This window comes from Deinococcus taeanensis (assembly GCF_020229735.1).
In the GTDB taxonomy this organism is placed as follows: Bacteria; Deinococcota; Deinococci; order Deinococcales; family Deinococcaceae; genus Deinococcus; species Deinococcus taeanensis.
Window position 1 is genome coordinate 307,761 of the sequence record NZ_CP083458.1, and the last position, 13,391, is coordinate 321,151.

At 68.7% G+C, this 13,391-nt stretch carries 11 protein-coding genes; all 11 read left to right on the forward strand.

Features of this window, described 5'->3' with window-relative positions:
• Positions 1 to 246: 246 nt before the first annotated feature.
• The 11 genes from LAJ19_RS19105 to LAJ19_RS19155 all read left to right on the forward strand — a co-directional run bounded on the left by LAJ19_RS19105 (position 247) and on the right by LAJ19_RS19155 (position 13,093).
• Positions 247 to 708 carry a hypothetical protein gene (locus tag LAJ19_RS19105; protein WP_225524088.1) on the forward strand — a complete coding sequence of 154 codons (462 nt, stop codon included), beginning with the start codon at positions 247 to 249 and terminating at the stop codon, positions 706 to 708.
• 378 nt (positions 709 to 1,086) lie between these two features.
• A complete protein-coding gene (locus tag LAJ19_RS19110; protein WP_225524089.1) occupies positions 1,087 to 2,640 on the forward strand; it encodes an alpha-N-arabinofuranosidase in 1,554 nt (517 codons plus the stop codon).
• Between the two features lie 126 nt (positions 2,641 to 2,766).
• A complete protein-coding gene (locus LAJ19_RS19115) occupies positions 2,767 to 4,059 on the forward strand; it encodes an extracellular solute-binding protein (RefSeq protein WP_225524090.1) in 1,293 nt (430 codons plus the stop codon).
• A gap of 79 nt (positions 4,060 to 4,138) precedes the next feature.
• A complete protein-coding gene (locus LAJ19_RS19120) occupies positions 4,139 to 5,059 on the forward strand; it encodes a carbohydrate ABC transporter permease (protein WP_225524091.1) in 921 nt (306 codons plus the stop codon).
• A 71-nt stretch (positions 5,060 to 5,130) separates the two neighbouring features.
• Positions 5,131 to 5,940, forward strand: coding sequence for a carbohydrate ABC transporter permease (locus LAJ19_RS19125; protein WP_225524356.1), 810 nt, complete (start codon positions 5,131 to 5,133; stop codon positions 5,938 to 5,940).
• Positions 5,941 to 6,020: 80 nt separating this feature from the next.
• A complete protein-coding gene (locus tag LAJ19_RS19130) occupies positions 6,021 to 7,721 on the forward strand; it encodes a ribulokinase (protein WP_225524092.1) in 1,701 nt (566 codons plus the stop codon).
• Positions 7,718 to 8,410 (forward strand): L-ribulose-5-phosphate 4-epimerase, encoded by a 693-nt coding sequence (locus LAJ19_RS19135; RefSeq protein ID WP_225524093.1) that lies wholly within the window; start codon positions 7,718 to 7,720, stop codon positions 8,408 to 8,410. The genes LAJ19_RS19130 and LAJ19_RS19135 overlap by 4 nt, the downstream gene beginning before the upstream one ends.
• On the forward strand, positions 8,407 to 9,915 hold the full coding sequence (gene araA / locus LAJ19_RS19140) for an L-arabinose isomerase (protein WP_225524094.1): 1,509 nt from the start codon (positions 8,407 to 8,409) through the stop codon (positions 9,913 to 9,915). The genes LAJ19_RS19135 and araA overlap by 4 nt, the downstream gene beginning before the upstream one ends.
• Before the next feature lie 35 nt (positions 9,916 to 9,950).
• Positions 9,951 to 10,943 (forward strand): arabinan endo-1,5-alpha-L-arabinosidase, encoded by a 993-nt coding sequence (locus LAJ19_RS19145; RefSeq protein WP_225524095.1) that lies wholly within the window; start codon positions 9,951 to 9,953, stop codon positions 10,941 to 10,943.
• Positions 10,940 to 11,980: a zinc-dependent alcohol dehydrogenase gene (locus LAJ19_RS19150; RefSeq protein WP_225524096.1), complete on the forward strand. Its 1,041-nt coding sequence runs from the start codon at positions 10,940 to 10,942 to the stop codon at positions 11,978 to 11,980. Before LAJ19_RS19145 ends, LAJ19_RS19150 begins: the two co-directional genes overlap by 4 nt.
• A gap of 72 nt (positions 11,981 to 12,052) precedes the next feature.
• Positions 12,053 to 13,093 (forward strand): LacI family DNA-binding transcriptional regulator, encoded by a 1,041-nt coding sequence (locus LAJ19_RS19155; RefSeq protein WP_225524097.1) that lies wholly within the window; start codon positions 12,053 to 12,055, stop codon positions 13,091 to 13,093.
• The last annotated feature ends 298 nt before the right edge of the window (positions 13,094 to 13,391 follow it).

The following is a 13,391-nucleotide window of genomic DNA, read 5'->3' on the forward strand; positions in this document are numbered from 1 at the left end:
CATATAAAGGGTTCATAAATCCAGGTTCTGCTCATCCGCAAAAAACCTCCTCGCAGACACACTTTTTCACTCATGCCATCTGGGAGCCACCACCCCCTGTGCCCTCCAATAAGCCCCGAGTATTAAGACCAGGCGGCCACACGCGACTGTCACGAGCTTCAAACGATGACAGCCAACATGAAGCTGGCGCTCAGAAAGCAAGCTGGCTCCTCAGCCGTGCCGGACCACCGGCATACCCTGAGGGCGATGAAGCGGACGCTTGCCCTCACACTGCTCAGCCTGCAGATGACCGGCGCACAACCGGCGGCGCCGGTGCGAGCGGCGTGGCCTCAGGACACCTGTATTCACGGCACCACGGTGAACACCAGCCGTCAGACGTGGTCCACGCGCGCTGTTGAGAACACCATCCGCACCCTTCTGCAGGACGCCGGGGTGCAGCTGGCCGCCGACGGGTGTGGCACGTACCTCAATGTGCTGGTGCAGGCGGACGCCGCCGGCCCCCGCGCCACCAGAGTCATGGCCGCCCTGATTCTGGCGGACCGGGAAGTGAACCTCCCGGAACTGAATCTGCACCCGTCGCCGTACACCTGCGCACGCACCCTGCAGGACGTGGTCCTGCCGGAGGAGGACCTGCTGCTCGGAACGCAGCGTCTCCTGACCCGCCTGCTGGCAGATCTGCCGGTCTGCCCGGACGTTCCTTCCCATTGAGGACACAGCCCGGGCAACTGACACGCCAGCTTGACGAGCACAGTCAAGGCAGCGCAGCCGCATGGTGAACTAAGCCGCTGGACCCATCCGGCCCGGTTCACCTTGGAGCGCGGCAGCGTGACTCAGGGGCACGACAGTCGCAGCGGGGAGCGCCGAGGATCCGGTGGGCCGGAGATTGGCTGGGCCTGCGCCTGTCCGCGAGCCTTCTGTGGAGCGCCACCCCTTGACTGTGAACGCTCACATTGTATGCTGCGGGCGTCCGATGCTGTGTTCCCGGTCCACCCCTGCGGTGGACATCACCTCCGTTGCGTTCGCCCACCGGTTCGGCCCGCGCCGCGCCTGAAGCGTACACTCACCTCTCAAAAGGACCTGATTGCCTTGACGACTGAGCCGACCACCATCCCCGTTCAGGCCAGTGTCGCCCTGCACACCGGGCGCACCACCGGCGAGATCTCACCGCTGCTGTTCGGCGGGTTTGCCGAGCACATGGGCCGATGCATCTACGAAGGCATCTACGACCCGGACTCGCCCCTGTCCGACGAACGGGGCCTGCGGCGGGACGTGATGGCCGCGCTCAAGGAGACCAACTACCGCATCATGCGCTACCCGGGCGGAAATTTCGTGTCCGGGTACCGCTGGACCGACGGAATCGGCCCGAAAGCGGAGCGGCCCCGCCGGCGGGCGCTGGCGTGGCGGTCCATCGAGACGAACCAGTTCGGACCGCACGAGTTCATGGAGTTCGCCGAGGAACTGGGCACCGAACCCATGTGGGCCGTGAACCTGGGAACGGGCAGCATCCAGGACGCCGCCGACCTCGTGGAATACATGAACCTGCCGACCGGCACGCTGTACAGCGACCTGCGCGCGAAGAACGGCCGGGCCGAGCCGTACGGCGTGAAGTACTGGTGCCTGGGCAACGAGATGGACGGCCCGTGGCAGATTGGACAGATGGACGCGCAGACGTACGCCGACAAGGCGTTCCAGGCGGCGAAACTGATGCGCTGGATGGACCCCGGGATCAAGACCATCGCGTGTGGGTCGTCGGCCACGGCCATGGCGGGGTACCCGGAGTGGGATATGACGGTGCTTTCACATGCGTACGACCAGATCGATTACTTCTCCATGCATCACTACGCCGCCAATCCGTACCCCACCGTGTCCAACACCGAGGGGCTGCCCACCGACACGGATTCCTACCTCGCGAGCAGCCTGCACTTTGATGAGCACGCCGACACGCTGGCCGCCGCAATCCGCGTGGCAAAGGCAAAGAACCGGTCGAAACGGGACGTGTTCCTGTGCTGGGACGAATGGAACGTGTGGTACCGCGCCAAGGGCGCCGACGGCGCCTGGAGTGAGGCGCCCCATATCCTGGAGGAGGTGTACAACCTGGAGGACGCGCTGGTCGTGGCCACCTGGCTGAACACGTTCCTGCGCAAGGCGGACGTGGTGAAGATCGCCTGTATCGCGCAGATCGTGAATGTGATTGCGCCGGTCATGACGAGGCGGGACGGGATGTTCCGGCAGACGATCTTCTATCCGCTGACGCTGTTCAGCCGCCACGCGAGCGGCCGCGCACTTGATCCCCTGGTGCGCTCCCCGGTGCACCCGACAGCGCGGTACGGCGACGTGAACATGCTGGACGTGTCGGCGAGCTTTGATGACGCCACCGGGCAGGGCGCGGCGTTCCTGGTCAACCGCTCCCAGACGCAGCCTCTGCGCGTGACCCTGTGCTGGGAGGACGAGGCGCCCCAGGCATTGACCGGAGCGTGGCAGATGAGCGGCCCGGATCCACTGGCGGCGAACTCCTTTGAGGCGCCGGACGCGGTGACGGCGCAGCCTGTGGCGCTGCCCAGGCTGGAGGGCCGCCAGGCGCAGGTGACGTTGCCTCCGCTGTCGTTCACGACCCTGCTGTCGCAGCACGCGCCGCGCTGAGAGGCAGCAGGCTTGACAGGAGCCGGACGGCGCTTCTACGATGTGATCGTTCACAAGTGCAACATAACGCCGGCCGCACCCGTGCGGTCCACCCCCGCCTTTGCCCGCAGCACCCCTGGAGGACTTATGCGTACTTTCCGACTGCTCGCCCTCGGCCTCACCCTCGCCGGCTCCGCGCACGCCCAGACCAAGGTGGTCTTCTGGGACTTTTTCGCCGGAGGTGATGGCGCCCGCATGAAGCAGATCGTCGACGCCTTCAACGCCTCCCAGACGGACATCAAGGTCGAGCGCACCACCCAGACCTGGGGCAATCCCTTCTACACCAAGGTGCACACGGCAGTGGTTGCCGGCCAGACGCCCGACGTCATGACCTACCACCTCTCCGCCGCGCCCGCCGGCCTGCAGCGCCGGGACCTGCGCCTGATCACCCCCGCTGACCTCGCGCTCGGCGGCCTGAAACCCGCCGACTTCCAGGGCAACCTCATCAGCAGCCTGAACACCGCCGCGAAGAACGCCGGCAGCAGCGGCCTGTACGGCATTCCGCTCGACACCCACACCTTCGTGCTGTACTACAACAAAGACCTGCTGCGCAAAGCAGGGGTGCTCAGCGCCAGCGGCACCCTGGCCCCCATGAAGACCGTCGCCGACCTGACCCGGACGCTGCAGGCCATCAAGACCAAAACCGGCGTGACGCCCATCGCCCTGAGCAGCAACCAGGATTCCGCTTCCGTGTGGCGCCTGTGGTACTCGCTGTTCCTGCAGCAGGGCGGCACGCTGGTGCGGGGCGGCAAGCTCTCCACCACCGACCTGAACACCAAGGGCCTCGCGGCGCTGCGCATCATGGCCGACTGGAGCAGACAGGGCCTGATCACCAAGAACGTCACCTACCCCGCCGGAGTGGCGCTGTTCACGGCCGGGCGCGCCGCCACGATGCTCAACGGCAACTGGGAGGTGCCCACCATGGTGGACGCCACAGCCAAGGGGCAGCTGAAATTCGACTACGGCATCATGAGCTTCCCCGCGCTGTACGGCAACGCCAGCACCTGGGCCGACTCGCACCTCCTGGCCATTCCCACCAACGCGAAAACGCCCATGGACGCCGCGAAACTCAAGGCCGTGATGACCTTCATCGGGTACGTGAACAAACAGGGCGGCACCACCTGGGCCGGCGGCGGGCACATCCCCGCGTACCTGCCCACCCAGGCCAGCGCGGCGTTCAAGGCCATGCAGCCCAACACGCAGTACTCCGCGACCTCCGCGGCCGACGCGCGCCTTGAACCCAGCGCCCCGATCTTCGGCGTGGGCGGCCCCGTGTACGACGCGATCGGCGTGAACTTCACGCCGGTGCTGCTGGGCCAGACGACCCCCGAGCAGGGCATCGCGAAACTGACCACCGCCCTGAACGGCTTCGCCAAGTAAGCCTGGCCGGGGCCACGCCGCCCACCCTGCCCGCGCGGGGCGGGCGGCGCCCCGTTCCCGCCCCTGGAGGTTCACCCGCATGACCACCCCCGTCCCGCTCCGCTCTTCCCCACCCCCTGGCCCGGCCGGGCCGGGCCGGGCCGCACACGCGCGGCAGCGCGCCCTGACGGCGGCGGCGCTGGTCGTGCCGTTCGCCGCACTGTACGTCCTGTTCCTGCTGTACCCGACCTTGCGGGTCCTGCAGCTGAGCTTCACGGACGCTGACCTGACCGGCGCTGGGCGCTGGACCGGCACGCACAATTACGCCCGGCTGCTGAGTGAACCGACCTTCTGGACGGCGCTGTGGAACACCGTGCTGTTCATCGTGCTGACCGCCGTGCCCAACACCCTGATCGGGCTGGGCCTGGCGATGCTGGTGCTGCGGCTGCGCCGGCTGAAGAACGTGGTGCTCGCGGCGTTCTTCCTGCCGTACGTGCTGCCGGTCAGCGTGGTGACCAACGTGTGGAACTGGGTGCTGGACTCGAACTTCGGGCTGTTCAATTTTGTGACGGGCAGCACCGTTACCTGGTTTCAGGATCCGGTCTGGGCGCTGCCCTCCGTGGCGTTTGTCACGATCTGGTGGACGGTGGGCTTCAACATTCTGCTGTTCATCGCAGGCCTGAGCAACATCTCCCCGGAAATCTATGAGGCTGCGGCGCTCGACGGCGCAAGCGGGTGGCGGCTGTTCCGGTCCATCACCTGGCCGAATCTCTGGCCGGTGACCAGCCTGATTCTGCTGCTGCAACTGATCGCTCAGTTCAAGATTTTTGACCAGATCTACCTGCTGACGCAGGGCGGGCCGTTCGACAAGACGCTGGTGCTGCTGCTGTACGCGTACCGCGAAGGCTTTCAGCAGCAGCATGGCGGGTACGCCTCGGCGCTGGGTGTGGTGCTGATGCTGGCCATCGGGCTGGTGTCGGCCGTGCAGCTGGCCCTCAGCCAGCGGGGAGGGCGGTCGTGATCGGCGCGCGCAGTCCGCTGCAGGCGCCTGCGGCGCGCCCCGCGCGGACGTGGCGGCAACGCCTCGCGGCGCTGCCCGGCACGCTGCTGACGCTGGTGACCGTGCTGCTGGCGCTGGCCTGGGTGTTTCCGCTGTACTGGGCGTTCGTGACCTCCATCAAGCCGGAGAACGACACGGTGGCGCTGCCGCCCACCCTGTGGCCGCAGACCGTGGATTTCAGTGCCTACACGTACATCTTCCAGAACAGCCCGGTGGTGCGCTGGTATCTCAACAGTGTTGGTAGCAGCCTGGTGATCACGGCGCTGGTGCTGCTGCTGTCCATGATGTGTGCCTACGCCCTTTCACAGATCGACTTCCGGGGGCGGCGCTGGCTGTACGGCCTGATCCTGGCCGGGTTCATGATTCCCTTTCAGGCGAGTCTGATTCCGCTGTTCATCCTGGTCAACAAGCTGGGCCTGGTGAACCACATGCTGGGGCTGATTCTGCCTCAGCTGGCCGCGCCGGTGGCTGTCGTGATCTACAAGCAGTTCTTCGATCAGATTCCCCCGGCGCTGGGCGACGCCGCCCGCATCGACGGGGCCAGTGAGGTGCGGGTGCTGTTCAGCATCTACCTGCCGCTGAACTGGAGCATTACGTTCTCGCTGGCGATCGTGACCTTCATCGCGGCGTGGAACAACTTCCTGTGGCCGTTCATCGTGATGAACGACACGTCGAACCTCACGATTCCGGTGGGCATCACGCAGGTGCAGTCCGCGTACGGCGTGGCGTACGCCAAGACCATGGCGACGGCAGTGACGGCGGCGGTGCCGACGATCCTGGCGTACCTGATCTTCCAGCGGCGCGTGACCGAAGGCGTGATGGCCAGCGCCGGTCTGAAGTAACCGTTGGCGCGTGGCGTCCGCCCGCTCCTTTTCCCTTCATTTGTGATCGATCACACTCACTTTTATCCAGGAGATCCGGCATGACTGCCCCAGACACCTACACCATCGGCATCGACTACGGCACCGAATCCGGCCGCGCCGTCGTGATCCGCATCCGCGACGGCCACCCCCTGGCGGAAGCCGTCACCCCCTACGCCCACGGCGTCATGGACACCCACCTGCCCGGCGGCACACCGCTGGGCCGCGAATGGGCCCTGCAACACCCCCAGGACTACCTGGACGTCCTGCAACAGGCCGTGCCTCAGGCGATCGCCGCCAGCGGCGTGCACGCCCACCAGATCGTCGGCCTCGGCATCGACTTCACCGCCTGCACCGTCCTGCCCACCACCGCCAGCGGGGTGCCCCTGTGCTTCCTGCCGGACCTCGCGGCACGGCCGCACGCCTGGGTGAAACTCTGGAAACACCACGCCGCTCAGCCCCAGGCCGACCGCATCACTGCGCTGGCCGAGGCGCGCGGCGAACCCTGGCTGGCCCGCTACGGCGGCAGGATCAGCAGCGAATGGCTCTTCGCCAAGGCCCTCCAGGTGCTGGAGGAAGACCCCGACGTCTACGCCCGCACCGACCGTTTCATCGAAGCGGCCGACTGGATCGTCTGGCAACTGACCGGCGAGGAGTCCCGCAACGCCTGCACCGCCGGTTACAAAGCCATGGTGCAAGGGGACCAGTACCCGCCAGAAGACTATTTCGCTGCGCTGAACCCCGCGTTCCGTGACGTGGTGGACACCCGCCTGGGGCGCCGCTTCGCGCCGCTGGGCGGCCGGGCCGGCGGCCTGAGTCCCGAAGCGGCCCGCTGGACGGGCCTGATCCCCGGCACGCCCGTGGCGGTGGCGAACGTCGACGCACACGTGACCGCGCCGGCCGCCGGCGTGACCGGGCCCGGTCAGCTTGTGGCGATCATGGGCACCAGCACCTGTCACGTCCTGATCGGGGAGGCACTCGCGGACGTGCCGGGCATGTGCGGCGTGGTGGACGGCGGCATCGTGCCCGGCGCCTACGGTTACGAGGCAGGACAGAGTGGTGTGGGGGACATCTTCGCGTGGCTGGTCCGCCACCTCGTTCCCCCCGCGTACCACGAGCAGGCCGCCCGGGAAGGCCTGAGCCTGCACGCCCTGCTGGAACGCGAGGCGGCCCGGCAGCGGCCCGGCGAGCACGGTCTGCTCGCCCTGGACTGGTGGAACGGCAACCGCAGCGTCCTGGTGGACGCCAACCTCAGCGGGGTGGTGGTCGGCCTGACGCTGGCGACGCGCGCCCCGGACCTGTACCGCGCGCTGATCGAAGCGACCGCGTACGGCACGCGCGTGATCATCGAGAACTTCGAGCGGCACGGGGTGCCCGTGCATGAGCTCGTCATCGCGGGCGGCCTGAAGAAGAACCGCATGCTGATGCAGATCTATGCGGATGTCACCGGCCGGCCCCTGAGCCTCCTGGACGCCGAGCAGGGCCCCGCGCTGGGCAGCGCCATGCACGCGGCCGTGGCCGCCGGCGTCTACCCCGACATTGCCGAGGCCGCCCGGCACATGAGCCGCGTCGTCCGGCACGCCTACACCCCCAACCCGCAGGCGCAGGCCACCTACGAACGCCTGTACGCCGAGTACCTCACCCTGCACGACTACTTCGGGCGGGGCCTGAACGACGTCATGAAACGCCTCAAACGCCTGGCGGCTGAGCCTCACCCCGCCGGACCACCGGCCCTCCCCGTCCTGACCGAGGTGCCCGCATGACCCCCCCTGACGCCCACCAGGCCCTGCGTGAAACCCTCACGCGCCTGCACCTGGAACTGCCCCGCAACGGTCTGGTCACCTGGACGAGCGGCAACATCAGCGCCCGCCTGCCCGGCGGGGAGGGCCTGCTGATCAAACCCAGCGGCGTGACCTTCGAGGACCTCACGCCGCAGGGCATGGTCCACACGGACCTGCACGGGCAGCCTGCCCCCGGCACGCTCAGTCCGTCCTCGGACACCGCCACGCACGCCTACATCTACCGGCACCTGCCGCACGTGGGCGGCATCGTGCACACCCACAGTCCCTACGCGACCGCCTGGGCCGCCAACGCCCGCGAGATTCCCTGCTTCCTGACCGCCATGGCCGACGAGTTCGGCGGCCCCATCCCCTGCGGCGGCTTTGCCCCCATCGGCGGCGAAGAGATCGGCGCGGAAGTCGTGCGCGTCCTGCGCGGACACCGCTCCCCGGCCATCATCCTGCAGAACCACGGGGTGTTCACCATCGGCCCCACGCCCCGCGCCGCCCTGAAAGCCGCCGTGATGGCCGAGGACGTCGCCCGCACCGCCTTCCTCGCCACGCAGCTCGGCGCGCCGGCGCCCCTCGCGCCCGACGACATCGACCGGCTGTACGACCGTTACACGAACGTGTACGGTCAGCGCCCCGCCCCACAAGGAGAAGTGACCCGTTGAAACACCTCGCTCACCCCCGGCTGTGGTTCGTCTGCGGCTCCCAGCACCTGTACGGCCCCGACACCCTCGCCCAGGTCGCCGAACACGCCCGCGTCATCGGGCAGGCCCTGAACGACAGCCCGTCCATTCCGCTGGATGTGGCCGCCAAGGGCGTCCTGACCACCCCGGAGGACATCCGCGCGCTGTGCCTGCAGGCCAACGCCGACCCCGAATGCGCCGGCCTGATTCTCTGGATGCACACCTTCAGCCCCGCCAAAATGTGGATCGGCGGCCTGAGCGCCCTGAACAAACCGTTCGTGCACCTGCACACCCAGTTCGAGCAGGCGCTCCCGTGGGACCGCATCGACATGGACTACATGAACCTGAACCAGTCGGCGCACGGCGACCGCGAAGCGGGGTTCCTGCACACCCGCATGCGCCTGGACCGCAAGGTCGTGGTCGGGCACTGGCAGGATGAGGAGGTGCACGCCCGGCTGGGCGCCTGGACCCGCGCCGCGTGGGCCTGGCACGACCTGCAAGGCGCGAAGTTCGCCCGGTTCGGGGACAACATGCGCGCCGTGGCCGTCACCGAGGGCGACAAGGTGAGCGCCGAGATGCGCTTCGGCTTCCAGGTGAACACCTACGCGGTGGGTGACCTGGCCGAGCGGGTGAATGCCGTCCCGGAGGCCGAGGTTGACGCGCTGGTCGACACGTACCTGAGCGAGTATGACGTGGCGCCGGACCTCCGCCCGGACGGGGAGCGGCACGCCTCATTGCGGGACGGCGCCCGCCTTGAGGCGGGCATGCGCGCCTTCCTGGAGGAAGGCGGATTCAAGGGCTTCACCGATACCTTTGAGGACCTGCACGGCCTGCCCCAGCTGCCGGGCCTCGCCACGCAGCGCCTGATGGCCGACGGGTACGGTTTCGGCGGCGAGGGGGACTGGAAGGCCGCCGCCCTCGTGCGCGCCATGAAAGTCATGGCTCACGGCCTCCCGGGCGGCACGTCCTTCATGGAGGACTACACGTACCACCTCGCGCCGGGGCAGCATCAGGTGCTGGGCGCCCACATGCTGGAGATCTGCCCGAGCATCGCCGCGCAGCAGCCACGACTGGAAGTGCACCCGCTCGGGATCGGCGGTAAGGACGACCCGGTGCGGCTGGTGTTCGACGCCCAGCAGGGACCGGCCATCAACGTCTCGCTGATTGACCTGGGCAGCCGCTTCCGGCTGATCGTGAACGAGGTGGACGCCGTGGCGCACCCGCCCCTGCCGAACCTGCCGGTCGCGCGGGCCGTGTGGGAATGCCGGCCGGACTTCAAGACGGCGTGCGCCGCGTGGATTCACGCCGGAGGAGCGCACCACACCGGGTACAGCTACGCGGTCACCACGGAAATGATCGAGGACTTCGCCGCGATCGCGCGGGTGGAACTCGCCGTGATCGACGCCGACACCCGCCTGCGTGAGTTCCGGCAGACCCTGCAGCTGAGCGACCTGTACCACGTCCTTGCCCAGGGCCTGCGCGCGTGAAGGGCGCGGCCCGGAGCGCAGCCCTGAGGGCCGCGGTGGCGCTGGCCGCCGGCCTGGGCTCCGTGCTGGCGCTCGGCGGCGGCCACGCCACCCAGCCGGTCCTGCGCGGCGACCTGAACCTCCACGACCCGACCGTGCTGCGGCTGCCCGGCGGATTCGTGGCAATGGGCACCGGGTACGAAGACATCGACGGCGGCACCCTGCGCCTGAAAACGTCCCAGGACGGCCTTTCCTGGACCGACGCCGGGCACCTCGGCGACCGCCAGCCAGCCTGGGTGAGGACCCTGCTGGGCCAGAATCCACCGAACCTCTGGGCGCCCAGCCTGGTCCAGGCCGGGCGCACCACGTACCTGTACTACGCCGCGTCCACCTTCGGGCAGAACACCAGCGGCATCGGCCTGATGACCAACGCCGCCCTGAACCCCCGGCACCCGGATCAGGGCTGGGTCGACCGCGGCCTCGTGCTGGCCAGTGGCCGCGGCGACCCGTTCAACGCCATCGACCCGGCGCGCCTGGACACGCCGGACGGCCGGGCGTGGCTGGCCTTCGGGTCCTTCTGGGACGGCATCAAACTGCGGGAACTGGACCCCTCGACCGGCCAGCTGCACCCGGCGCGCCCCACCACCTACGCGCTGGCCTCCCGGGGCGGCGGGGCGATCGAGGCAGCGAGTCTCGTGCAGCGCAGCGGCTACACGTACCTGTTCGTGTCGTTCGACCGGTGCTGCGCCGGGCTGAGCAGCACCTACCGGATCATGGTGGGCCGCGCGAAAGACGTGACCGGCCCGTACCTTGACCGCCAGGGCCGGCCCCTGCTGCAGGGGGGCGGAACGCCGGTGCAGGTCACGCAGGGCCGTTTCGTCGGACCCGGCGGCCAGGAGGTCTTCATGAACGGCGCCGCTCCGTTCCTGGCGTACCACTACTACGACGCCGAGCAGGGCGGCGCGCCGCAACTCCAGACCAGCCCGCTCCTGTGGGACGCGGCCGGCTGGCCCAGCCTGCCCCCACTGCCCCAGGAGGCCCACCCATGACGCACGACGCGGCCGTCCTTACCGGTCCCGGCACCTTTGCCTTCACGCAGCGCGCCCTGACGCCGCCCGCCCCGGGTGAGGTGACGGTGCGGGTGCGCGCCGTGGGCATCTGCGGCTCGGACATTCACATGTACACGGACGGACGCATCGGCACCAGTGAGATTCTGTCCCCACTGGTGCTGGGGCACGAGTTCATGGGGGAGATCACCCGGGCCGCGCCGGGAACGGTGGACGGCACCGGGCAGCCGCTGCAGGTGGGAGCGCGCGTGGCCGTGGAACCACATGTGGCGTGCGGACACTGCCGCGCCTGCCGCGAAGGGCACCCGAACCTCTGCCCGGACCACACCTTCATGGGCGTATTTCCGCGCGACGGCGCCCTTCAGACCCACCTGAACGTCCCGGCGCACAACACCTTCGTGCTTCCGGACAGCGTCACCGACCTGGGCGGCGCGATGCTCGAACCCCTCGGGGTGGCGCTCCACGCGCTGCGGCTGGGGCACGTGCGTGTCGGAGACCGCGCCGCGGTGGTCGGCGCCGGCCCGATCGGGCTGCTGCTCACCCAGCTGCTGCACCTGAACGGAGTCACAGCCCTGCATGTCACCGAGCCGCTGCCCTGGCGCCGCGCCCTGGCCGCCGAACTGGGCGCCACCAGCACGGATCCCACCTTCACCGAGGAACACGACAGCCGCTACGACGTGGTGTTCGAGGCGGCCTGGGCCGACGGGTCCGTGCAGGACGCCGCGCGTCTCGCCCGGCCCGGCGCGCGCGTGGTGCTGGTCGGCATTCCCGGCAACGACGAACTGCGCGTGCAGCATTCACTGGCCCGGCGCAAGGGCCTGAGCCTGATCCTGGCCCGGCGGATGGCGCACACGTACCCGGAAGCGACCGCCCTGGTCGCCGCAGGACAGCTGGACGTGGACCGGCTGGTCAGCGCCACCTATCCCCTCTCGCAGGTGCAGCGTGCCTTCGAGGACCACGCGGCGTACCGCCCGGGCGTGATCAAGCTGATGGTGACCTTCCCGCACGGGCCCGCCTGAGCGGCGCCGCGCCCGACTGCTACAGTGACGCCATGGTCCTCACCCTCCGCGCGCGCCCCAGCCCGGCCGGCCATGGGTAAACCGGGCGCGCCGGCCGCCACCATCTATGACGTCGCCCAGCGGTCCGGGGTGTCATACCAGACCGTGTCACGCGTCATCAACAATCACGCCAACGTGGCGGCCGCCACGCGCGAACGGGTCCTCAAAGCCATTGAGGACCTCAACTACCGTCCCAGCCTCCTTGCCAAAAGTCTCGTCACCCGCCGCTCGGGTCTGCTGGGCGTCGTGGCGTACGGCACCGAACAGTTCGGCCCGGCGCAGGTGGTGCAGAGCATTGAACGCAGCGCCCGCAGCCAGGGCTACGAGATCCTGCTCGTCTCCCTGCGGGAATTCGAGCAGCCGGCCATGCTCAGTGCCGTTGCCCGGCTTCAGCAGTTCGGGGTGGACGGCATGGTGCTCCTCTCCCCGTACGACGCGCATGACGTCGTGCGCGGCCTCACCTGTCAGGTGCCGTTCATCCTCGTGGACGCCACGGCCGACGTGGACGGCACCACCGTCAGCATCGACCAGTTTGAGGGCGCCGTCATGGCGGTCGAACACCTTCTCAGCCTGGGGCACCGTCAGGTGCTGCATCTCAGCGGCCCGCGCCCCTGGAGCGACGCGGAACTGCGCTACCAGGGGTACGTTCACACGCTCCAGCGGCACGGCCTGCCGGTCCTGCCGCGCTTCGAGGGCGACTGGAGCCCAGGCAGCGGTTACGCGGCGGCCCAGCAGGCCCTGGCGTCCGGTGAGGGGTTCACCGCGATATTCGCCGGGAATGACCAGATGGCCCTCGGCGCCCTCAGCGCCCTGAAAGCCGCAGGCCGGAACGTGCCCGGGGACGTGGCCCTTGTGGGCTTCGACGACACGCCGGAAGCGGCCTTCTTCGACCCGCCCCTGACCACTGTCGTGCAGGACTTCGGGCTGCTGGGCCGCAAGAGCCTGGAGGAACTGCTGCGCCTGATCGAGCAGCCCCAGTCACACCGCCGGCACATCGTGTTCCAACCGCAAATGAGGGTGCGCGCCAGCGCTCCTGCCCCTCTCCCGGGGCAGGCGAGCAGAGGACCCAGCTGATTGACGGCGCCCACCTTGAACCGGCCGGGCAGCGGTCCGGTGAAGAAAACGGCAGGCCAGGCGCTGCCGGTGCACACCGGAAGGTGAGCCGGACGGCTGCCTGACCCAGAGCTTCCGACAGGTCAGGACGCGGGACGAAGTCAAAGGGCGGAGCGTCCTGGGCGTGCTTCGGCCGGCATGCATGGTCAGCCTGCTCCGCCGCCTCGCTGGATGATTTCGAGTCAGGTCCCCTGTCCGGGTGGGCCCTTCAATCACCCGTATATTCGCGTCTGCGCCTCCCGCTGGTGGAATGACGAAA

Coding starts and splice junctions, on each gene's coding strand:
- LAJ19_RS19115 (WP_225524090.1), top strand. CDS start 2,767: ATGCGTACTTTCCGACTGCTCGCCCTCGGCCTCACCCTCGCCGGCTCC.
- LAJ19_RS19120 (WP_225524091.1), top strand. CDS start 4,139: ATGACCACCCCCGTCCCGCTCCGCTCTTCCCCACCCCCTGGCCCGGCC.
- LAJ19_RS19130 (WP_225524092.1), top strand. CDS start 6,021: ATGACTGCCCCAGACACCTACACCATCGGCATCGACTACGGCACCGAA.
- LAJ19_RS19105 (WP_225524088.1), top strand. CDS start 247: ATGAAGCGGACGCTTGCCCTCACACTGCTCAGCCTGCAGATGACCGGC.
- LAJ19_RS19135 (WP_225524093.1), top strand. CDS start 7,718: ATGACCCCCCCTGACGCCCACCAGGCCCTGCGTGAAACCCTCACGCGC.
- LAJ19_RS19150 (WP_225524096.1), top strand. CDS start 10,940: ATGACGCACGACGCGGCCGTCCTTACCGGTCCCGGCACCTTTGCCTTC.
- LAJ19_RS19155 (WP_225524097.1), top strand. CDS start 12,053: ATGGGTAAACCGGGCGCGCCGGCCGCCACCATCTATGACGTCGCCCAG.